Consider the following 21,934-nt stretch of genomic DNA (forward strand, 5'->3'; position numbering starts at 1 on the left):
GGGCCTTTAACGACATGGGACTCGAAGAAAAACTGCCGAGCGGCTTCCTGCTGACCACCGTGGAGCAGGCCGCGGGCTGGGTGCGCAAGGCGTCCGTCTTCCCGGCCACCTTCGGCCTCGCCTGCTGCGCCATCGAGATGATGACCACCGGCGCGGGACGCTACGACCTCGCGCGCTTCGGCATGGAGGTCTTCCGCGGCTCGCCGCGCCAGGCGGACCTGATGATCGTCGCCGGCCGGGTCAGCCAGAAGATGGCGCCGGTCCTGAGGCAGGTCTACGACCAGATGCCCAATCCCAAGTGGGTGATCTCCATGGGCGTCTGCGCCTCCTCGGGCGGCATGTTCAACAACTACGCGATCGTCCAGGGCGTCGACCACATCGTCCCGGTCGACATCTACCTCCCCGGCTGCCCGCCGCGGCCCGAGATGCTGATGGACGCGATCCTCAAGCTGCATCAGAAGATCCGGTCCTCCAAGCTCGGCGTGAACGCCGAGGAAGCGGCCCGCGAGGCGGAGGAGGCGGCGCTCAAGGCCCTGCCCACGATCGAGATGAAGGGGCTGCTGCGGTGAGCGACGCGAACGGCACCAACGGCGCGGGCGGGTCCGCGGACGGGGTGAACCCCGAGAAGGACCTCGCCGCCTCCAACCTCCCCGGCCAGCGCGGCCAGGGCGGCGAGGAGATCCGCGTCCAGCGCGGCATGTTCGGCGCCGACAACGGCGGCGACACCTCCGGCTACGGCGGCCTGGTCCGCTCGGTCCGGCTCCCGGGGCCGGCGAACCGGCCCTACGGCGGCTGGTTCGACGAGGTGGCCGACGAGCTCGAGGGCGCCCTCGAGGAGCAGGGGCTCCTCCCGGAGAACGCCATCGAGAAGACGGTCGTGGACCGCGGCGAACTGACCTTCCACATCGAACGCGAGCACCTGGTCCGCGTCGCCCGCACCCTGCGCGACGACCCCGCCCTGCGGTTCGAGCTGTGCACCGGCGTCAGCGGCGTCCACTACCCGCACGACAAGGGCCGCGAGCTGCACGCCGTCTACCACCTGCGCTCGATCACCCACAACCGGCTGATCCGCCTCGAGGTGAGCGCCCCGGACAGCGAGCCGCGCATCCCGTCCCTGGTCTCCGTGTACCCGACCAACGACTGGCACGAGCGCGAGACCTGGGACTTCTTCGGGATCGTCTTCGACGGTCACCCGGCCCTGACCCGGATCATGATGCCGGACGACTGGCAGGGCCACCCGCAGCGCAAGGACTACCCCCTCGGCGGCATCGCCGTCGAGTACAAGGGCGCCCAGATCCCGGCTCCGGACCAGCGGAGGTCGTACTCGTGAGCACTCCCAACCCGTCGCCCGGGACCACCTCCTCGATGGCATCGGCCCGCGAGACCACCGAGGGCGCCGTCTACACGGTCACCGGTGGCGACTGGGACGAGGTCGTCCAGTCCGCGGCCCGCGCCGACGACGAGCGCATCGTCGTCAACATGGGTCCCCAGCACCCGTCCACCCACGGGGTCCTCCGCCTGATCCTGGAGATCGAGGGCGAGACGGTCACCGAGGCCCGCTGCGGCATCGGCTACCTGCACACCGGCATCGAGAAGAACCTCGAGTACCGGACCTGGACGCAGGGCACCACGTTCGTGACGCGCATGGACTACCTGACGTCCTTCTTCAACGAGACCGCCTACTGCCTCGCCGTCGAGAAGCTCCTCGGCATCGAGGACGAGATCACCGAGCGCGCCAAGATCATCCGGGTTCTCCTGATGGAGCTGAACCGGCTCTCCTCCCACCTGGTGTGCATCGCCACCGGCGGCATGGAGCTGGGCGCCACCACGATCATGATCTACGGATTCCGCGATCGTGAAATGATTCTCGACATCTACGAGCTCATCACGGGCCTGCGGATGAACCACGCGTACATCCGCCCCGGCGGACTCGCCCAGGACCTGCCGCCCGGCGCGGTGGACCAGATCCGCGAGTTCGTGAAGAAGATGAAGAAGAACCTCCCGGAGTACGACAAGCTCGCCACCGGGAACCCCATCTTCAAGGCCCGGATGCAGAACGTCGGCTACCTCGACCTGGCCGGCTGCATGGCCCTCGGCGCCACCGGCCCGATCCTGCGCTCCACCGGCCTGCCGCACGACCTGCGCAAGACGCAGCCCTACTGCGACTACGAGACGTACGACTTCGAGGTCCCGACCGCCGACTCCTGTGACTCCTACGGGCGCTTCCTGATCCGCCTGGAGGAGATGCGCCAGTCCCTCGGCATCGTCGAGCAGTGCCTGGACCGGCTCCAGCCCGGCCCGGTGATGGTCGCCGACAAGAAGATCGCCTGGCCCGCCCAGCTCGCCCTGGGACCGGACGGACTCGGCAACTCCCTCGACCACATCAAGAAGATCATGGGCACCTCCATGGAGGCCCTGATCCACCACTTCAAGCTGGTCACCGAGGGCTTCCGGGTACCGCCGGGACAGGCGTACGCGGCGGTCGAGTCGCCCAAGGGCGAACTCGGGGTCCACGCCGTCTCCGACGGCGGCACCCGCCCCTTCCGGGTCCACTTCCGCGACCCGTCCTTCACCAACCTGCAGGCCATGGCGGCGATGTGCGAGGGCGGCCAGGTCGCCGACGTCATCGTCGCCGTCGCGTCCATCGACCCCGTGATGGGAGGCGTCGACCGGTGACCACCAGTTCTTCGGAGCGGGGCGTCAGCCTGGGCATGCCCCAACTGCCCGCCCCCGCGTACCCGGACGACGTCCGGTCCCGGCTGGAGACGGACGCGCGCGAGGTGATCGCGCGCTACCCCGACTCCCGGTCGGCCCTGCTGCCGCTGCTCCACCTCGTGCAGTCGGAGGAGGGGCACGTCACCCGCACCGGCATGCAGTTCTGCGCGGACATGCTGGACCTGACCACGGCCGAGGTCACCGCCGTCGCCACCTTCTACACCATGTACCGGCGGAGGCCCTCCGGCGACTACCAGGTGGGCGTCTGCACCAACACCCTGTGCGCGGTGATGGGCGGCGACGCGATCTTCGAGACCCTCCAGGAGCACCTGGGCGTCGGCAACGGCGAGACCACCGACGACGGCAAGGTCACGCTGGAGCACATCGAGTGCAACGCGGCCTGCGACTTCGCCCCGGTCGTGATGGTCAACTGGGAGTTCTTCGACAACCAGACCCCCGGCAGCGCCAAGCGCCTCGTCGACGACCTGCGCGAGGGACGGCCCGTCCAGCCCACGCGCGGGGCGCGCCTGTGCACCTTCAAGGAGACCGCGCGCATCCTGGCCGGCTTCCCCGACGAGCGGCCCGGGGCCGTCGAGGAGGGCGGAAGTGCGGGACCCGCCTCGCTGGTGGGCCTGCGCCTGGCCAGGGGAGAGACCGCACCCGCGCGCGTGGTCCATCCGCGCGACGGCGGTCCGCACGACGAACCGCAGGACCGGGCGCACCGGCCGTCGACGGCCGAGCACCTCAGTTCGCACGACGCGCCGCAGCAGACGTCGGCCTCCGACCCGGCCCACCCGGCAGGGCCCGCAGCCGAGGAGGGGGAGTGATGACCGTGGTACCCGACCTCAAGGACACGAGTCCGGAGAAGCTGCTCGCACCCGTGCTGTCGGCCTTCTGGGACGAGGACCGGTCCTGGTCGCTGGACGTCTACCGGAGGCACGAGGGGTACGAGGGGCTCCGCAAGGCGCTCGCCATGTCGCCGGACGACCTGATCGCGTACGTCAAGGAGTCCGGCCTGCGCGGCCGCGGCGGCGCGGGATTCCCGACCGGAATGAAGTGGCAGTTCATTCCGCAGGGCGATGGCAAACCGCACTACCTCGTCGTCAACGCCGACGAGTCGGAGCCGGGGACCTGCAAGGACATCCCGCTCCTCTTCGCGAACCCGCACAGCCTCATCGAGGGCATCGTGATCGCGTGCTACGCCATCCGGTCCTCGCACGCCTTCATCTATCTGCGGGGTGAGGTCGTCCCCGTCCTGCGGCGGCTGCACGAGGCCGTGCGCGAGGCCTACGCGGCGGGCTACCTCGGCGAGGACATCCTGGGCAGCGGACTCGACCTCGACCTCACCGTGCACGCCGGCGCCGGCGCGTACATCTGCGGTGAGGAGACCGCGCTGCTCGACTCGCTCGAAGGCCGCCGTGGCCAACCGCGGCTGCGTCCCCCTTTCCCGGCCGTCGAAGGGCTCTACGCCTGCCCGACCGTCGTGAACAACGTCGAGTCGATCGCGTCGGTTCCCGCCATCCTGAAGAACGGCAAGGACTGGTTCAGGTCGATGGGCAGCGAGAAGTCGCCCGGCTTCACGCTCTACTCGCTCAGCGGCCACGTCGCGAGCCCCGGCCAGTACGAGGCGCCGCTCGGCGTCACGCTCCGCCAGCTCCTCGACATGAGCGGCGGGATGCGGCCCGGCCACCGGCTGAAGTTCTGGACCCCGGGCGGCTCCTCGACCCCGATGTTCACCGACGAGCACCTCGACGTCCCGCTCGACTACGAAGGGGTCGGCGCCGCGGGTTCCATGCTCGGCACCAAGGCCCTGCAGTGCTTCGACGAGACGACCTGCGTGGTGCGCGCGGTGACCCGCTGGACCGAGTTCTACGCCCACGAGTCCTGCGGCAAGTGCACCCCCTGCCGTGAAGGAACGTACTGGCTGGTGCAGTTGATGCGGGACATCGAGGCCGGCAAGGGCGCGATGTCCGACCTCGACAAGCTCGCCGACATCGCCGACAACATCAACGGCAAGTCCTTCTGCGCCCTCGGCGACGGCGCCGCATCCCCGATCTTCTCCTCGCTGAAGTACTTCCGCGAGGAGTACGAGCAGCACATCACGGGCCGGGGCTGCCCCTTCGACCCGGCCAAGTCGACTGCCTGGGCGGACCGCCCGGAGGTGAACGCATGACCGTGACCACCAGTGCTCCCTCCGGAGGGGGAGAGGCGGCGGTCCCGCCGGAGGACCTCGTCACGCTGACGATCGACGGCGTCGAGATCAGCGTGCCCAAGGGCACCCTGGTCATCCGGGCCGCCGAGCAGCTCGGCATCGAGATCCCGCGGTTCTGCGACCACCCCCTGCTGGACCCGGCCGGCGCCTGCCGCCAGTGCATCGTCGAGGTCGAGGGCCAGCGCAAGCCCATGGCGTCCTGCACCATCACCTGCACCGACGGCATGGTGGTGAAGACCCAGCTCACCTCGTCGGTCGCCGAGAAGGCCCAGCACGGCGTGATGGAGTTGCTGCTCATCAACCACCCGCTGGACTGCCCGGTCTGCGACAAGGGCGGCGAGTGCCCGCTGCAGAACCAGGCCATGTCGCACGGCAACGCGGAGTCCCGCTTCGAGGGCCGCAAGCGGACCTACGAGAAGCCCGTGCCGATCTCCACGCAGGTGCTCCTCGACCGCGAGCGGTGCGTGCTGTGCGCCCGCTGCACCCGCTTCTCCAACCAGGTCGCGGGCGACCCGATGATCGAGCTGATCGAGCGGGGCGCGCTGCAGCAGGTCGGCACCGGTGAGGGCGACCCGTTCGAGTCGTACTTCTCCGGCAACACCATCCAGATCTGCCCGGTGGGCGCGCTCACCTCGGCCGCCTACCGCTTCCGCTCCCGGCCCTTCGACCTCATCTCCTCGCCGTCGGTGTGCGAGCACTGCTCGGGCGGCTGCGCGACGCGCACCGACCACCGGCGCGGCAAGGTCATGCGGCGGCTCGCCGCCGACGACCCCGAGGTCAACGAGGAGTGGATCTGCGACAAGGGACGCTTCGCGTTCCGGTACGCGCAGACGAAGGACCGCCTCGACGTCCCGCTGGTGCGAAACGCCGAGGGCGTCCTGGAGCCCACCTCCTGGCCGGAGGCGCTGGAGGCGGCGGCGCGCGGGCTGACCGCCGCCCGTTCCCGGGCCGGTGTCCTCACCGGCGGCCGGCTGACCGTCGAGGACGCCTACGCCTACAGCAAGTTCGCACGGGTGGCGCTCGACACGAACGACATCGACTTCCGCGCGCGCGTGCACAGCGGCGAGGAGGCCGACTTCCTCGCCGCCCGGGTGGCGGGCCGCGGCCGCGACCTCGACGGCACCGGCGTCACCTACACCGCGCTGGAGCAGGCGCCCGCCGTCCTGCTCGCCGGGTTCGAGTCGGAGGAGGAGGCGCCCGGCGTCTTCCTGCGGCTGCGCAAGGCCTGGCGCAAGCGCAAGCAGCGGGTGTTCTCGCTCGCCACGCACGCGACGCGCGGCCTGGAGAAGGCGGGCGGCACGCTGCTGCCGGCCGCCCCCGGCACCGAGACCGAGTGGCTGGACGCCCTCGCGAGCGGCGTCGGCCTCGAGGAGCCCGGTACACGGGCCGCCGAGGCGCTGCGCGCCGAGGGCGCGGTGATCGTCGTGGGGGAGAGGCTCGCCTCGGTCGCGGGCGGCCTCACCGCCGCCGTGCGCGCCGCGGCCGCCACCGGCGCCCGGCTCGTGTGGATCCCCCGGCGCGCGGGCGAACGCGGCGCGGTCGAGGCCGGCGCGCTGCCGACGCTGCTGCCGGGCGGCCGCCCGGCGACCGACCCGCGCGCGCGGGACGAGGTCGCCGCCGTCTGGGGGCTGGCCGAACTCCCCGCCCGGCACGGCCGGGACGCCCACCAGATCATCGAGGCGGCCGCCACCGGCGAACTGGCCGCGCTCGTCGTCGCCGGCGTGGAGGTCGCCGACCTGCCCGACCCGGCACGCGCGCGTGAGGCGCTCGGCAACGTCGGCTTCCTGGTGTCGCTGGAACTGCGGCCCAGCGAGGTCACCGGCCTCGCCGACGTGGTCCTGCCGGTCGCGGCGGTCGCCGAGAAGGCGGGCACCTTCCTGAACTGGGAGGGCAGGGTGCGCTTCTTCGAGGCCGCGCTCAAGCCCGACCAGATGACCCGCCGTCTCGCCCCCACCGACGGGCGGGTGCTGCAGATGCTCGCCGACGCCATGGACGTCCACCTGGGCCTGCCGGACCTGCGCACCACCCGTGCGGAGATCGACCGGCTCGGCCCCTGGGACGGCCCGCGGGCCACCGATCCCCTGGAGACCGGGGGCGTCCTGCCCCGGCCGGCCGTCGGCGAGGCCGTGCTCGCCGGGCACCGGCTGCTGCTCGACCAGGGCGTCCTGCAGGAGGGCGACGAGGCGCTCGCCGGAACCCGGCACGCCGCACGCGCGCGCCTGTCGGCGGCGACGGCGGCCGAGGCCGGGGTCGAGGACGGCGGCCTGCTGGCCGTCACCGGCACCGCGGGCACCGTCGAACTCCCGCTCCGCATCACCGAGATGCCCGACCGAGTGGTGTGGCTGCCGCTGAACTCCGCCGGTGCGGGCGTCGCCTCCGACACCGGTGCGCAGCCCGGCTCCCTCGTCCGTATCGGCCCGGCGGCACGCGCCGAACAGGCCCCCAAGGAGGTGGAGGCATGAGCCCGTACCTCGCGGCTGAAGACCTCTCGATGTTCGGCCGGGACCCCTGGTGGCTGGTCGTCGTCAAGGCCGTCTTCTGCTTCGCGTTCCTGATGGTGACCGTGCTGTTCTCCATCGTCTGGGAGCGCAAGGTCGTCGCCTGGATGCAGCTCCGCATCGGCCCGAACCGGCACGGCCCCTGGGGCATGCTCCAGTCGCTCGCCGACGGCATCAAGCTGATGCTCAAGGAAGACGTCATCGTCAAGCGCGCGGACAAGGTGGTGTACGTCCTCGCACCGATCGTCGCGGCCATCCCGGCCTTCATGGCGATCGCGGTGATCCCCTTCGGCCCCGCCGACGACGAGATCTCGATCTTCGGCACGCGGACCGCGATGCAGCTCACCGACCTGCCGATCGCGATGCTCTACATCCTCGCGGTCGCCTCGGTCGGCATCTACGGCATCGTCCTGGCGGGCTGGAGCTCCGGCTCCACCTACCCGCTGCTCGGCGGCCTGCGCTCCTGCGCCCAGATGATCTCCTACGAGATCGCCATGGGCGCCGCGTTCGCCTCCGTGTTCCTCTACTCGGGATCGATGTCGACGTCGACCATCGTCGAGCAGCAGCACGACCGCTGGTACATCCTGCTGCTGCCGGTCTCCTTCATCCTCTACATCGTCACGATGGTCGGCGAGACGAACCGCGCCCCCTTCGACATGCCGGAGTCGGAGGGCGACCTGGTCGGCGGCTTCAACACCGAGTACTCGTCCATCAAGTTCGCGATGTTCATGCTCGCCGAGTACGTGAACATGGTGACGGTGTCGGCCGTCTCGACCACCCTGTTCCTCGGCGGCTGGCGCGCCCCCTGGCCGATCAGCGGCTTCTGGGAGGGCGCGAACCACGGCTGGTGGCCGCTGCTCTGGTTCGTCGTCAAGGTCCAGCTGCTGCTGTTCTTCTTCATCTGGCTGCGCGGCACCCTCCCCCGGGTCCGCTACGACCAGCTCATGAAGCTCGGCTGGAAGGTCCTCATCCCGGTCTCGGTGACCTGGCTGATGCTCGTCGCGACCGTGCGGGCGCTGCGCAACGAGAACTACGACTTCGCCGACATCGCCCTCTACGTCGGCGGCGGCGTCCTCGCCCTGCTGCTGCTCTCCTTCGTCGCGGACATGTTCCGCGAGAAGGCGAGGCCGGACGAGCAGGCCGCCGGCCCGCAGCCCGGATTCGACCCGATGGCGGGCGGATTCCCCGTGCCGCCACTGCCCGGTCAGGAACTGCCGCCGACGCCGAGGCGCCGCCCGCGCCGCGAGCGGGAGCTGATTGTCAGTGGCGGACCGGACACTGTCAGTGATGGAACTTCGGATGGAAAGGAGGCGTCCGATGGCTGAGGAGCCGACGGAGTCCGGGCAGATCAAGCCCGGCTTCCAGAACCCCGTGGCCGGCTTCGGCGTGACCTTCAAGGCCATGTTCAAGAAGCGGCTCACCGAGCAGTACCCCGAGCAGCAGAAGACCACGGCTCCGCGGTTCCACGGACGGCACCAGCTCAACCGCCATCCGGACGGCCTGGAGAAGTGCGTCGGCTGCGAGCTGTGCGCCTGGGCCTGTCCCGCCGACGCCATCTACGTGGAGGGCGCCGACAACACCGACGAGGAGCGCTACTCGCCGGGTGAGCGGTACGGCCGCGTCTACCAGATCAACTACGCCCGCTGCATCCTGTGCGGGCTGTGCATCGAGGCGTGCCCCACGCGCGCGCTGACGATGACCAACGAGTTCGAACTGGCCGACTCCAGCCGCGCCAACCTCATCTACACCAAGGAGCAGCTCCTCGCCGGGCTCGAGGACGGCATGGTCGACACGCCGCACGCGATCTTCCCGGGGACGGACGAACAGGACTACTACCGCGGCCTGGTGACGGAGGCCGCGCCGGGCACGGTGCGGCAGCCCGCCGTCTCCAAGGGCGAGGTGGTGCAGGAGGGCGACAGCACCTTCGGCGAGACCGAACCGGCGTCGGAGAAGGTGATCGGCCGATGAGCGCGCTGCAGCTTGCCGCCTACACCACCTCCACCGGTGAGGCCTTCCAGTTCTGGGTCCTCGGCACGTTCGCGGTGATCGGCGCCCTGTGCACCGTGCTCATGAGGAAGGCCGTGCACAGCGCCCTCTGCCTCGCCGGGACCATGATCATCCTGGCGGTGTTCTACCTCGCCAACGGCGCCTACTTCCTGGGCATCGTGCAGATCGTCGTCTACACCGGCGCGATCATGATGCTGTTCCTGTTCGTGGTGATGCTCGTCGGCGTGACGGCCGCGGACTCGCTGAAGGAGACCATCAAGGGCCAGCGCTGGCTGGCCCTTCTGTGCGGCGTCGGCTTCGGGATCCTGCTGTTCGCCGGCATCGGCAACGCCTCCCTGACGGTGTTCAACGGCACCGGCCGGGCGAACGCGAACGGCAACGTGGAGGGCCTCGCGGCCCTCATCTTCACCAAGTACGTCTTCGCCTTCGAGATCACCGGCGCACTGCTGATCACGGCCGCCGTCGGCGCGATGGTGCTCACCCACCGGGAGCGCACCGAGCGCGCCAGGACCCAGCGCGAGTTGGCCGAGCAGCGCGTCCGGGAAGGCCGGCACGTCCCGCCGCTGCCCGCCCCGGGTGTCTACGCCCGGCACAACGCCGTGGACATCGCGGGTCTGCTGCCCGACGGCACGCCCTCCGAGCTGACCGTCAGCAAGACGCTGCGCGAACGCGGCCAGATCCGGGACGTGTCGGCGGAGGCGCTCAACGACCTGCGCGCCCTGGAGCAGCGCGCCGCGGAGCGACTGGAGCGCACCGGGATCGAGCCGGCGACGTTCAAGCGGCCCGAGGAGGCGTCGAAGTGAACCCCGTCAACTACCTCTACCTCGCGGCGCTGCTGTTCACCATCGGCGCGACCGGGGTGCTGATCCGGCGCAACGCGATCGTCGTGTTCATGTGCGTCGAGCTGATGCTCAACGCCTGCAACCTCGCGTTCGTCGTCTTCTCCCGGATGCACGGCAACCTCGACGGCCAGATCATCGCCTTCTTCACGATGGTCGTCGCCGCCGCGGAGGTCGTGGTGGGCCTCGCGATCATCGTGTCGCTGTTCCGTACCCGCCACTCGGCCTCGGTCGACGACGCCAGCCTGATGAAGCTGTAAGGGGTCGGAAGAATCGTGGACAACCTGATCGCGCTGCTCATCGCGGCGCCCCTGCTCGGAGCGGCCGTGCTCCTGGTCGGCGGCCGGCGGCTGGACGCCGTGGGCCACTGGATCGGCACGCTCCTGTCGGCCACCTCCTTCGTGCTCGGCCTGGTCCTCTTCGCCGGCCTGCTCGGCAAGGGGGCCGAGAACCGCACCCTGACCCAGCACCTGTGGACGTGGATCTCGGTCGGCGACTTCCAGGCGGACGTCACCTTCCGCCTGGACCAGCTGTCGATGACGTTCGTGCTGCTGATCACGGGCGTCGGCTCGCTGATCCACCTCTACTCGGTCGGGTACATGGAGCACGACGAGCGGCGCCGCCGCTTCTTCGGCTACCTGAACCTGTTCCTCGCGGCGATGCTGCTGCTGGTCCTCGCCGACAACTACCTGCTGCTGTACGTCGGCTGGGAGGGCGTCGGCCTCGCCTCGTACCTGCTCATCGGCTTCTGGCAGCACAAGCCCAGCGCCGCGACGGCCGCGAAGAAGGCCTTCCTGGTCAACCGGGTCGGCGACATGGGCCTGTCGATCGCGATCATGCTGATGTTCACCACCTTCGGCAGCTTCGCCTTCGGCCCGGTCCTCAGCCACACCGGCGACACCTCCGAGGGCAGGCTCACCGCGATCGGCCTGATGCTGCTGCTCGCCGCGTGCGGCAAGTCGGCCCAGGTCCCGCTGCAGTCCTGGCTCGGGGACGCGATGGAGGGCCCGACCCCGGTCTCGGCCCTGATCCACGCCGCGACGATGGTGACGGCGGGCGTCTACCTGATCGTCCGGTCCGGCGCCATCTTCAACGCGGCGCCCGACGCCCAGCTCGCCGTCACCGTGGTCGGCGCCGTCACGCTCCTCTTCGGTGCGATCGTCGGTTGCGCCAAGGACGACATCAAGAAGGCGCTGGCCGGCTCGACCATGTCGCAGATCGGCTACATGGTGCTGGCGGCGGGCCTCGGCCCCATCGGCTACGTCTTCGCGATCATGCACCTGGTCACCCACGGCTTCTTCAAGGCCGGGCTGTTCCTGGGCGCCGGTTCGGTCATGCACGGCATGAACGACGAGGTCGACATGCGCAAGTACGGCGGCCTGCGCAAGTACATGCCGGTCACCTTCGTCACCTTCGGCCTCGGCTACCTGGCGATCATCGGCTTCCCGTTCCTGTCCGGCTTCTACTCCAAGGACGCGATCATCGAGGCGGCCTTCGCCAAGGGCGGCACCCAGGGCTGGATCCTCGGCGGCGTGGCCCTGCTCGGCGCGGCGATCACCGCCTTCTACATGACGCGCGTGATGCTGATGACGTTCTTCGGCGAGGAGCGGTGGCGGCACCAGCCCACCCGGTCCCCCGAGGCGCCCAGCGCGGAGCCCGCGGCCGAGCACCACGGCGAGCACGCCGAGCCGCACCCGCACGAGTCCCCGAAGATCATGACGATCCCCATGGTCGTGCTGGCCTTCGGCTCGGTCTTCGCCGGCTTCTTCTTCCACCTCGGCGACCGCTTCCTCAACTGGCTGGAGCCGGTCACCGGCCACAGCGAGGGCCACTCGCCGGTCAGTGCCGCGACGGTCACCGGTGCGACCCTGGTCTGCCTGGTCGTCGGCGTCGGCATCGCCTGGGCGCAGTACGGCCGCAAGCCCGTCCCGGCGGTCGCCCCGCGCGGCTCGCTGCTCACCCGGGCCGCCCGGCGCGACCTGCTGCAGGACGACTTCAACCACGTCGTCCTGGTGCGCGGCGGCGAACACCTCACGCGCTCCCTGGTGTACGTCGACCACACCCTGGTCGACGGCGTCGTCAACGGCACGGCGGCCGGCTTCGGCGGCCTGTCCGCACGGCTGCGCCGGGTCCAGAACGGCTTCGCCCGCTCCTACGCGGTCTCGATGTTCGGCGGCGCGGCACTCCTGGTCGCCGCGACCCTGCTGATGAGGGCGGTCTGATACCGATGTCCTTTCCCCTGCTGACAGCGACGGCGGCGCTCCCGGCCCTCGGGGCGGTCGCCACGGCCGCCGTGCCGGCCGCGAAGCGCACCGCCGCGAAATGGCTGGCGCTGGTCGTCTCGCTCGCCACACTCGCCCTGGCGATCACCGTCCTGGTCCGCTTCGACCCCGGCGGCGACCGCTACCAGCTCACCGAGTCCCACGCCTGGATCGCGGACTTCGGGGTCAGGTACGAGCTGGGCGTGGACGGCATCGCGGTGGCGCTGCTCGCCCTGACCGCCCTGCTGATCCCGTTCATCATCCTGGCCGGCTGGCACGACGCCGATCCGCTGGAGACCGGCAGCCGCCGCTGGCGGCCCACCCAGGGCTTCTTCGCGCTGATCCTCGCCGTCGAGGCGATGGTGGTCATCTCCTTCGAGGCCACCGACGTCTTCCTCTTCTACATCTTCTTCGAAGCCATGCTCATCCCGATGTACTTCCTCATCGGCGGCTTCGGGGACCGTGCCCACGAGCACGGTGAGGAGGCGGCCTCCACCCAGCGTTCGTACGCGGCCGTGAAGTTCCTGCTCTACAACCTGGTCGGCGGTCTGATCATGCTGGCCGCGGTGATCGGCCTCTACGTGGTCGCCGGGAACTTCAGCCTCCAGGAGATCGTGCAGGCCCGGGCCAACGGCTCGCTGCACATGGCGACCAGCACCGAACGCTGGCTGTTCCTCGGCTTCTTCTTCGCCTTCGCGGTGAAGGCGCCGCTGTGGCCGCTGCACACCTGGCTGCCCAACGCCATGCAGGAGTCCACCGCCCCCGTCGCCGTGCTCATCACCGCGGTCGTCGACAAGGTGGGCACCTTCGCGATGCTCCGCTTCTGCCTCCAGCTCTTCCCGGAGGCCAGCAAGTGGGCGACGCCCGTCATCCTCGTACTGGCGCTCATCAGCATCGTCTACGGCGCGCTGCTCGCCGTCGGCCAGCGGGACATCAAGCGCCTGGTGGCCTACGCGTCGATCTCGCACTTCGGCTTCATCGTGATGGGCATCTTCGCGATGACCAGCCAGGGCCAGTCCGGGGCCACGCTCTACATGGTCAACCACGGCATCTCCACGGCCGCACTGATGCTGGTCGCCGGGTTCCTGATCTCCCGGCGCGGCTCCCGGCTCATCGCGGACTACGGGGGTGTGCAGAAGGTCGCCCCGGTGCTCGCCGGCACCTTCCTGATCGGCGGTCTCGCCACCCTCTCGCTGCCCGGCCTCGCGCCGTTCGTGAGCGAGTTCCTGGTCCTGGTCGGCACATTCACGCGCTATCCGGTGATCGGCGTCATCGCCACCTTCGGCATCGTCCTCGCCGCGCTCTACACCCTCGTCCTGTACCAGCGGACGATGACGGGCCCGGTGAAGCCCGCAGTGTCGGCCATGCCCGACCTGCGCGCACGTGAACTGCTGGTCGTCGCCCCGCTGATCGTGCTGCTGATCTTCCTCGGCGTCTACCCGAAGCCCGTCACGGACATCGTCAACCCGGCGGTCAAACAGACCATGTCGGACGTACACAAGACCGACCCCAAGCCCGAGGTGGAGGCGGCCAAGTGAGCGCAACAGCCGTCCACAGCCTGTGGACAACCGCGGCCGACCCGATCTCGAAGATCGACACGCCGAAGATCGAATACGCCCAGCTCTCGCCGACCCTGATCGTGGTCGGTGCGGCCCTGGTCGGGGTGCTCGTCGAGGCGTTCGTCCCGCGCAGGTCCCGTTACTACGCGCAGGTGTTCGTGTCCGTCGTGGCGCTGTGCGCCGCGTTCGCCGCGGTCGTCGCGCTCGCGTCGAACGGGTACGGCACCACGAAGGCGCACATCGCGGCGATGGGGGCGATCGCGGTCGACGGACCGGCCCTGTTCCTGCAGGGCACGATCCTGCTGGCCGGCCTGGTCGGCCTGTTCACCTTCGCCGAGCGGCGCCTGGACCCGGAGGCGCACGGCAACCGGGTGGACTCCTTCGCCGCGCAGGCCGCGTCCGTGCCCGGCAGCGACAGCGAGAAGGCCGCGGTCCGGGCCGGGTTCACCACCACCGAGGTCTTCCCGCTGCTGCTCTTCGCGATCGCGGGCATGCTGGTCTTCCCCTCGGCCAACGACCTGCTGACGCTGTTCGTGGCCCTGGAGGTCTTCTCCCTGCCGCTGTACCTGCTGTGCGCGCTGGCCCGCCGCAAGCGGCTGATGTCGCAGGAGGCCGCGGTCAAGTACTTCCTGCTCGGCGCGTTCGCCTCCGCGTTCACCCTGTTCGGCATCGCCCTGCTGTACGGCTACGCGGGCTCGGTGTCCTACGGGCGCATCGCCCAGGTCGTCGACGGCACGGTCACCGACGTCGACCCGGCGCTGGCCGGCACCATGGGCAACGACGCGCTGCTGCTGATCGGCAGCGCCATGATCGTGATGGGTCTGCTGTTCAAGGTGGGCGCCGTCCCGTTCCACATGTGGACGCCCGACGTCTACCAGGGCGCACCCACCCCGGTGACCGGGTTCATGGCAGCGGCGACGAAGGTCGCGGCGTTCGGCGCGCTGCTGCGCCTGCTGTACGTCGTCCTGCCGGGCCTGCGCTGGGACTGGCGGCCGGTCATGTGGGCGGTGGCCGTCATCACCATGCTGGGCGGCGCGATCGTCGCGATCACGCAGACCGACATCAAGCGGCTGCTGGCGTACTCGTCCATCGCGCACGCCGGATTCATCCTCGCCGGTGTCATCGCGACCTCGAAGGACGGCGTGTCGTCCGTGCTGTTCTACCTGGCCGGGTACTCGTTCGTGACGATCGGCGCCTTCGCGGTGGTGACCCTGGTGCGCGACGCCGGGGGCGAGGCCACCCACCTGTCCAAGTGGGCCGGGCTCGGCCGCCGCTCCCCGCTGGTGGCCGCCGTGTTCGCGGTGTTCCTGCTGGCCTTCGCGGGCATCCCGCTGACCTCCGGTTTCGCCGGTAAGTTCGCCGTGTTCAAGGCGGCGGCGGACGGCGGCGCGGCCCCGCTGGTCGTGATCGGTGTGATCTCCTCGGCGATCGCCGCGTTCTTCTACATCCGGGTGATCGTGCTGATGTTCTTCAGCGAGCCCAGGCCCGAGGGGCCGACCGTGGCCGTTCCGTCGCCGCTGACCATGACGGCGATCGGGGTGGGCGTGGCGGTCACGCTGGTGCTCGGTGTGGCGCCCCAGTACTTCCTGGACCTGGCGAACCAGGCGAGCGTGTTCGTGCGCTGACCCGGCCCGCGGCCGTCGTCCGGGGCCCGGTCCTCCCAAGGAGGGCCGGGCCCCGGTGTGTGCGGCGGCACAGCCGGACGGCGAGGCCGCCTGTGGAAAACTCCGGGGCTGTCGGTGCGGCCGCCTATCGTGGACGCAGTGGTCGAAGGACCGCGCACGGGGGACAGGACACGGACCAGGCGATGGGCGCGACGGGCGGGATCAGGGAGATGCCACACATGACCGAGGGGCCGGGCACGGCCGACAGCGAGGCGCTGGCCACACTGCACCGGGTCTTCGGGTACGAGGCCTTCCGGGGCGAGCAGGAAGCGGTCATCGAGCATGTGGTCGCGGGCGGCGACGCCGTCGTGCTCATGCCGACCGGCGGCGGCAAGTCGCTGTGCTACCAGATCCCGTCCCTGGTCAGACCGGGTACGGGCGTGGTCGTGTCGCCGCTCATCGCGCTGATGCAGGACCAGGTGGACGCCCTGCGCGCGCTCGGCGTGCGCGCGGGCTTCATCAACTCCACCCAGGACTTCGACGAGCGGCGCGTGGTCGAGGCCGAGTTCCTCGCGGGCGAGCTGGACCTGCTGTACCTGGCCCCGGAGCGGCTGCGCGTGGCGGCCACGCTCGACCTGCTCTCCCGCGGCAAGATCTCGGTCTTCGCGATCGACGAGGCGCACTGCGTCTCCCAGTGGGGCCACGACTTCCGCCCCGACTACCTGTCCCTGTCCCTGCTCGGCGAGCGCTGGCCGGACGTCCCGCGGATCGCCCTCACCGCCACGGCCACCCACGCCACGCACCAGGAGATCACCCAGCGGCTGGGCATGCCGGAGGCCCGCCACTTCGTGGCCAGCTTCGACCGGCCCAACATCCAGTACCGGATCGTGTCCAAGGCCGACCCCAGGAAGCAGCTCCTCGCCTTCCTGCGGGAGGAGCACCCCGGCGACGCCGGCATCGTCTACTGCCTCTCCCGCAACTCGGTCGAGCGCACCGCCGAGTTCCTGAGCGCCAACGGCATCGAGGCGGTCCCGTACCACGCGGGCCTGGACGCGGGCACGCGCGCGGCCCACCAGTCCCGGTTCCTGCGTGAGGAGGGCCTGGTCGTGGTCGCCACCATCGCCTTCGGCATGGGCATCGACAAGCCGGACGTGCGCTTCGTCGCCCACCTCGACCTGCCCAAGTCCGTCGAGGGCTACTACCAGGAGACGGGGCGCGCGGGCCGTGACGGACTGCCCTCCACCGCCTGGATGGCCTACGGCCTCAACGACGTCATCCAGCAGCGCAAGCTGATCCAGTCCGGCGAGGGCGACGAGGCGTTCCGCCGCCGGGCCGCCGCCCACCTCGACGCGATGCTCGCCCTGTGCGAGACCGCCCAGTGCCGGCGCGGCCAGCTCCTGGCCTACTTCGGGCAGGAGCCCTCCGAAGCGGGATGCGGGAACTGCGACACCTGCCTCACCCCGCCGGAGACCTGGGACGGCACGGTGGCCGCGCAGAAGGTGCTCTCCACGGTGGTGCGGCTGCAGCGGGAGCGCGGGCAGAAGTTCGGCGCCGTGCAGATCGTGGACATCCTGCTCGGCAAGAGAACCGGCAAGGTCATCCAGTTCGACCACGACCAGCTCTCCGTCTTCGGCATCGGCGAGGACCTCGGCGACGGCGAATGGCGGGGCGTCATCCGGCAGCTCCTCGCCCAGGGACTGCTCGCGGTGGAAGGGGAGTACGGCACGCTCGTGCTCACCGAGGCGAGCGGGTCCGTGCTGCGCCGCGAGCGGGACGTGCCGCTGCGCAAGGAGCCGAAGAGGCCGGCCGCCTCGCGCGCGGGTTCCTCCCGGGGCGAGCGCAAGGCCAAGGCCGCCGCGGCCGAGCTGCCGGACGAACTCGTCCCCGCCTTCGAGGCCCTGCGGGCCTGGCGCGCCGAACAGGCCCGGGAGCAGGGCGTCCCGGCGTACGTCATCTTCCACGACGCCACCCTGCGGGAGATCGTCACCAGCCGGCCCGGCTCGGTGCGGGAGCTGGGCACGGTGGGCGGCGTCGGCGAGAAGAAGCTGGCGACCTACGGCGAGGGCGTGCTGGAGGTGCTGAACTCCCTGGCCGGGTCCGGCCAGGGCGGCGCTCCGGCGGGCGGTGCCCCGGCGACGGGCGGCGCCCGGTCCGCCGCCGCTGAGCCTCCGGAGGAGGACGACTGGGCCGAGCACGCGCAGGAGCCGGAACCCGACGACTGGATGTGAGAGAGCGGCCGCCGGGACCGTCGGGACAGCGCCGTCAGGACAGCGCCGTCAGCCCCGGGGCGAAGGTGATCAGCAGCGGCAGCAGCGGCACCAGCGCGGCCACCGTGGTGGTCAGCGCCCGGTGCCGGCGCAGCAGCCGCGGCGGCGGCTCCAGCAGGCGGTCCACGCGCTCGCCGAGCAGCCGGTGGCTGGAGGCGCAGGACAGGACGCCGCGGTGCTGGTTCAGCTCGATCAGGGCGAGGGCGGTGGTGAGGTGGCCGCAGCGGCGGGAGGCGGTGTCGTCGGCGGCCAGCTCGACCAGGCGGTGCGTCTGGTCGCAGAAGTGGGCGAAGAGCGGGACGCCCGGGAAGCCCGTGGCCAGCGCGGTGGACAGGTGGAGCAGCCAGTCGTGGTGGGCGCGGGCGTGGCCGCGTTCATGGGTCAGGACGGCGTCGAGCTGCCGGCCGGTGAGACGGCGCAGCGCCCCGGTGGTGACGACGAGCTGCGGCGGGTGCCCGGGCATCCACCAGGCGTCCGGGTACTCGTCCTCCAGCACCAGCATCGGCCCGCGTGCCGCCGGCAGCCCCGCGGGCAGATCGGGCGCGCGTTCCCGCAGGTGCGCCCGGGCCTGGCCGCGGCGCCTGCGCACCTCGGCGAGTTCCCGGGCGAGCATCGCCGTCGTCCAGGCGGCCCCGCAGGCCAGCAGCAGGGTGAGGGCCGCGGCCCACACCGGTGCCGCGGACAGGTCGTACGCGGCCGTGACGGCGGGCGGCGCCGGGGCGAACACATGGTCGCGGACGGTGTGGAAGACGGCCGCCGCGCCCAGGACCAGCGCGGTCAGGCAGCACAGCAGGACGGTGGCGACCAGGCACTGCCACACCCACAGGGCGACCACGGGTTCCCGTTCGGTCCAGCCGGCCCGGGTCAGCGCGCGCGGTGCCGGTACGGCGGCCGTCAGGGCGACGACGCTCAGCAGGAGCAGGCAGACCGTCATGCCGGGGCTCCGGTTCGTGGTCGGAGAGATGCGGGTGTCGGGTGGTGCCGGGGACGTGCCGGAGGCGCGTCGGGTGATGCCGTGTCCCCGCCAGTATGACGGGGACACGGGGCCCGAGTCAGGTGTCCGGCGGGGATCGCGCCCGTCAGGGGGACCTCGCCCCGCCTTTCCGGACAGCCGGTCCCGCCGTCACCCGCCGGGCGGCGCCTCAGCCCGACACGATCCGCCCGCCGACCTCCCCCAGTCCGACCCGGCCGCCGTCCGGTCCCGGCGCCCAGGCAGACAGGGTCACCACGTCCCCGTCCTCCAGGAAGGCGCGCTTGCCGTCCGGGAGTTCGAGGGGGTCGCGGCCGTTCCAGGTCAGCTCGAGCAGCGAGCCGCGCTGGCTCTCCGCCTGGCCGCTCACCGTGCCCGAGCCGTACAGGTCGCCGGTGCGCAGCGAAGCGCCGTTCACCGTCATGTGGGCGAGCTGCTGGGCGGCGGTCCAGTACATGGTGGAGAACGGTGGCTCGGACACCGTGTGACCGTTGATCGCGACGGAGATCCGCAGGTCGTAGCCGCCGGGCTCGACGCCGGGAGCGGTGTCGTCCAGGTAGGGCAGCAGGGGGTGGGTGCGCTCGGGAGGCGTCACGCGGGCGTGCTCCAGCGCCTCCAGCGGAGTGATCCACGCCGACACCGAGGTGGCGAAGGACTTGCCGAGGAAGGGGCCGAGCGGGACGTACTCCCAGGCCTGGATGTCCCGCGCCGACCAGTCGTTGAGCAGGCACAGACCGAAGACGTGCTCCTGGAAGTCGCCGAGCGCGACGGGCGTGCCCAGCTCGGAGGGCACGCCGACCACGAAGCCGACCTCGGCCTCGATGTCCAGCCGTACCGAGGGCCCGAAGACCGGTGCCGGGTCGCCGGGGCCCTTACGCTGTCCGGACGGCCGGACGACGTCCGTGCCGGAGACGACCACCGTGCCGGAGCGGCCGTGGTAACCGATCGGCAGGTGCTTCCAGTTGGGGGTCAGGGAGTCCTCCGCGTCCGGGCGGAAGATCTGGCCGACGTTCCGGGCGTGGTTCTCCGAGGCGTAGAAGTCGACGTAGTCCGCGACCTCGAAGGGCAGGTGGAGCGTCACCGACGACAGGGGGTGGAACAGCGGCTCGATCGTCGACCGGTGCGAGGGAACCGTCACCCACGCCGTCAGCGCGCGCCGCACGTCCGACCACGCCGTGCGGCCGGCCGCCAGCAGCGGGTTGAGGGTGGCCTGCGCGAGCAGGGACACGTACGGCGAACCGAGGGCGGCGGCCGCGGCGCCCGCGTCGAGGACGTGGTCACCGAGCCGGACGCCGACCCTGCGCTCCGTGCTGCCGGAGGGTGAGAACACACCGTAGGGAAGGTTGTGCGGGCCGAAGGGGTCGCCCTCGGGGACGTCGAAGGGGGGCATGGGGTGCTGCCTCACTCTCATCCGGGCCATGCATGGCGATGCGTTCCATGTGATCGCGCCACACGTTACGGCCGGGACAGGTGTCTTGGGCAGTGCCACAGGGGGTGTCCGCCCGGCACGGCCGGTATCGGTCCGGCCCGGTGAAGCACCTGGCCGCGGCCCACGGCCGACCCGGGAAACGCCTCCCGCGGGCCCCAAGTCCCGCGGGAACCTGGTGAGTCGGCGGGCCGTGCGGTCCGTATTCTCTGATCATGGCCGCACCTCCCGCATACGCCCTGATCGCCACCGACCTGGACGGCACGCTGCTGCGCGGTGACGACACCGTCTCCGAACGGTCGCTCGCCGCGCTGGAGCGGGTGGCGCGGGCCGGTGCCCGGCACCTGGTGGTGACGGGCCGGCCGGCCCCCCGGGTGCGGCCGCTCCTGGCCGCGCTCGGCTGCACGGGGCTCGCGGTGTGCGGGCAGGGGGCGCAGGTCTACGACGCCGGCACCGAACGCCTGCTGTGGTCGGTGCGGCTGGACCGGGAACTGGCCGAGACCGCGCTCGGCAAGATCGAGGCCGAGGTGGGGCAGGTCTTCGCGGCCGTCGACCAGGACGGCGTGGACGGCCTCACGCTGATCGAACCGGGTTACCTGATGCCCCACCCGACCCTGCCCGCGGTGCGGGTCGACCGGCGCGACGACCTGTGGCGCGAGCCCATCAGCAAGGTGCTGCTGCGCCATCACACGCTGTCGGACGACGAGTTGGCGGCGACCGCGCGGGCGGCGGTGGGGTCGCTGGCCACGGTCACCATGTCCGGGCCGGGCACGGTGGAGCTCCAGCCGTGCGGCGTCACCAAGGCGACCGGACTCGCGCTGGCGGCCGGCCGTCTCGGGGTCCCCGCCGAACGGGCCCTGGCCTTCGGCGACATGCCCAACGACATCCCCATGTTCGCCTGGGCGGGCCGCGGGGTCGCCATGGCGAACGCCCACCCCGAACTCAAGGCGGTCGCGGACGAGGTCACGACGTCGAACGAGGACGACGGCGTCGCCGTCGTCCTCGAAGGACTGTTCCCGGCCGGCTGACCGGGACGCGGGCAGCGGCCCGCGGCGGGCGCCGGTCAGGTGGCGCCACGCCGCGGTGCCGGTCAGTAGGCGCCGTTGACGTTGTCGATCGACCCGTAGCGGGCGGCCGCGTAGTTGCAGGCGGCGGTGATGTTCGCGACCGGGTCGTAGGGGTCGAACGCCGTTCCGGCCACGTGGTAGGTGTTGAAGGTCGGGTCGATCACCTGGAGCAGGCCCTTGGACGGGATGCCCTTGGCCGCGTTGGAGTCCCACAGGTTGATGGCGCGCGGGTTGCCCGAGGACTCGCGCATGATGTTGCGGTGGATGCCGTTGTAGGTGCCCGGGATGTGCTTCTCCGCCATGATCGCGAGGGACTCGCGGATCCAGCCGTCGAGGTTGTTCGGGTACCCGGCGAGGGTGGTGCCGGCCGAGCCGGCGGAGTCGGCCGCGAAGGCGCTGGTGGCGCCGACGACCGGAAGGGCGAGCACGGCGGCGCCGGTGCCGAGGACCGCGAGCTTGCGGGCGAGGCGGTTCGTGCGGACGCGGCGGGGCTGAGCGGCTGCAGGCAT

At 71.1% G+C, this 21,934-nt stretch carries 18 protein-coding genes; 15 read left to right on the forward strand and 3 right to left on the reverse strand.

The annotated features are described in order from the left end of the window. Positions 1-14 precede the first annotated feature (14 nt). From ACFYU0_RS30410 to recQ, 14 genes are all read left to right on the forward strand, one after another. Positions 15-569 (forward strand): NADH-quinone oxidoreductase subunit B family protein, encoded by a 555-nt coding sequence (locus tag ACFYU0_RS30410; RefSeq protein WP_365665674.1) that lies wholly within the window; start codon positions 15-17, stop codon positions 567-569. Continuing rightward, the gene (locus ACFYU0_RS30415; protein ID WP_389305307.1) at positions 566-1,330 is read left to right on the forward strand and encodes an NADH-quinone oxidoreductase subunit C; all 765 of its coding nucleotides are present in this window, start codon (positions 566-568) and stop codon (positions 1,328-1,330) included. Before ACFYU0_RS30410 ends, ACFYU0_RS30415 begins: the two co-directional genes overlap by 4 nt. A gap of 35 nt (positions 1,331-1,365) precedes the next feature. Further along, positions 1,366-2,676: an NADH-quinone oxidoreductase subunit D gene (locus ACFYU0_RS30420; protein WP_351667850.1), complete on the forward strand. Its 1,311-nt coding sequence runs from the start codon at positions 1,366-1,368 to the stop codon at positions 2,674-2,676. Further along, positions 2,673-3,542 carry an NADH-quinone oxidoreductase subunit NuoE gene (nuoE, locus tag ACFYU0_RS30425; RefSeq protein WP_351667697.1) on the forward strand — a complete coding sequence of 290 codons (870 nt, stop codon included), beginning with the start codon at positions 2,673-2,675 and terminating at the stop codon, positions 3,540-3,542. Before ACFYU0_RS30420 ends, nuoE begins: the two co-directional genes overlap by 4 nt. Then, positions 3,542-4,888: an NADH-quinone oxidoreductase subunit NuoF gene (gene nuoF, locus ACFYU0_RS30430; protein WP_389305310.1), complete on the forward strand. Its 1,347-nt coding sequence runs from the start codon at positions 3,542-3,544 to the stop codon at positions 4,886-4,888. The genes nuoE and nuoF overlap by 1 nt, the downstream gene beginning before the upstream one ends. Beyond that, positions 4,885-7,389, forward strand: coding sequence for an NADH-quinone oxidoreductase subunit G (locus tag ACFYU0_RS30435; RefSeq protein WP_389305312.1), 2,505 nt, complete (start codon positions 4,885-4,887; stop codon positions 7,387-7,389). The genes nuoF and ACFYU0_RS30435 overlap by 4 nt, the downstream gene beginning before the upstream one ends. After that, a complete protein-coding gene (gene nuoH, locus ACFYU0_RS30440; RefSeq protein ID WP_389305314.1) occupies positions 7,386-8,750 on the forward strand; it encodes an NADH-quinone oxidoreductase subunit NuoH in 1,365 nt (454 codons plus the stop codon). The genes ACFYU0_RS30435 and nuoH overlap by 4 nt, the downstream gene beginning before the upstream one ends. Then, complete coding sequence (gene nuoI, locus ACFYU0_RS30445) at positions 8,743-9,393, forward strand: NADH-quinone oxidoreductase subunit NuoI (protein ID WP_351667705.1); 651 nt, start codon at positions 8,743-8,745, stop codon at positions 9,391-9,393. Before nuoH ends, nuoI begins: the two co-directional genes overlap by 8 nt. Beyond that, positions 9,390-10,235 (forward strand): NADH-quinone oxidoreductase subunit J, encoded by an 846-nt coding sequence (locus tag ACFYU0_RS30450; RefSeq protein WP_351667707.1) that lies wholly within the window; start codon positions 9,390-9,392, stop codon positions 10,233-10,235. The genes nuoI and ACFYU0_RS30450 overlap by 4 nt, the downstream gene beginning before the upstream one ends. After that, a complete protein-coding gene (nuoK, locus tag ACFYU0_RS30455) occupies positions 10,232-10,531 on the forward strand; it encodes an NADH-quinone oxidoreductase subunit NuoK (protein ID WP_121787439.1) in 300 nt (99 codons plus the stop codon). The genes ACFYU0_RS30450 and nuoK overlap by 4 nt, the downstream gene beginning before the upstream one ends. Before the next feature lie 15 nt (positions 10,532-10,546). Then, the gene (nuoL, locus tag ACFYU0_RS30460) at positions 10,547-12,493 is read left to right on the forward strand and encodes an NADH-quinone oxidoreductase subunit L (RefSeq protein WP_389305318.1); all 1,947 of its coding nucleotides are present in this window, start codon (positions 10,547-10,549) and stop codon (positions 12,491-12,493) included. Between the two features lie 5 nt (positions 12,494-12,498). Beyond that, entirely contained in the window at positions 12,499-14,070 is a 1,572-nt protein-coding gene (locus ACFYU0_RS30465; RefSeq protein WP_351667712.1) for an NADH-quinone oxidoreductase subunit M, read from the forward strand. Beyond that, positions 14,067-15,716, forward strand: coding sequence for an NADH-quinone oxidoreductase subunit NuoN (gene nuoN, locus ACFYU0_RS30470; protein ID WP_351667714.1), 1,650 nt, complete (start codon positions 14,067-14,069; stop codon positions 15,714-15,716). Before ACFYU0_RS30465 ends, nuoN begins: the two co-directional genes overlap by 4 nt. Positions 15,717-15,898: 182 nt before the next feature. Next, on the forward strand, positions 15,899-17,923 hold the full coding sequence (gene recQ, locus ACFYU0_RS30475) for a DNA helicase RecQ (protein WP_351667716.1): 2,025 nt from the start codon (positions 15,899-15,901) through the stop codon (positions 17,921-17,923). Between the two features lie 34 nt (positions 17,924-17,957). On the opposite strand, the gene ACFYU0_RS30480 is transcribed toward recQ, so the two are convergent. Together ACFYU0_RS30480 and fahA are read right to left on the reverse strand one after the other, a co-directional pair. After that, positions 17,958-18,896 carry a M56 family metallopeptidase gene (locus ACFYU0_RS30480; RefSeq protein ID WP_351667718.1) on the reverse strand — a complete coding sequence of 313 codons (939 nt, stop codon included), beginning with the start codon at positions 18,894-18,896 and terminating at the stop codon, positions 17,958-17,960. Positions 18,897-19,104: 208 nt separating this feature from the next. After that, on the reverse strand, positions 19,105-20,322 hold the full coding sequence (gene fahA, locus ACFYU0_RS30485; RefSeq protein WP_351667720.1) for a fumarylacetoacetase: 1,218 nt from the start codon (positions 20,320-20,322) through the stop codon (positions 19,105-19,107). Positions 20,323-20,573: 251 nt separating this feature from the next. Between fahA and ACFYU0_RS30490 the strand changes: the two genes are divergently transcribed. Then, positions 20,574-21,386, forward strand: coding sequence for a Cof-type HAD-IIB family hydrolase (locus ACFYU0_RS30490; protein ID WP_351667722.1), 813 nt, complete (start codon positions 20,574-20,576; stop codon positions 21,384-21,386). 62 nt (positions 21,387-21,448) lie between these two features. Here the strand turns inward: ACFYU0_RS30490 and ACFYU0_RS30495 are convergent, their stop codons facing one another. Beyond that, a complete protein-coding gene (locus tag ACFYU0_RS30495) occupies positions 21,449-21,934 on the reverse strand; it encodes a transglycosylase SLT domain-containing protein (protein ID WP_351667724.1) in 486 nt (161 codons plus the stop codon).

Source organism: Streptomyces sp. NPDC003720 (assembly GCF_042875075.1).
Taxonomy (GTDB): domain Bacteria; phylum Actinomycetota; class Actinomycetes; order Streptomycetales; family Streptomycetaceae; genus Streptomyces.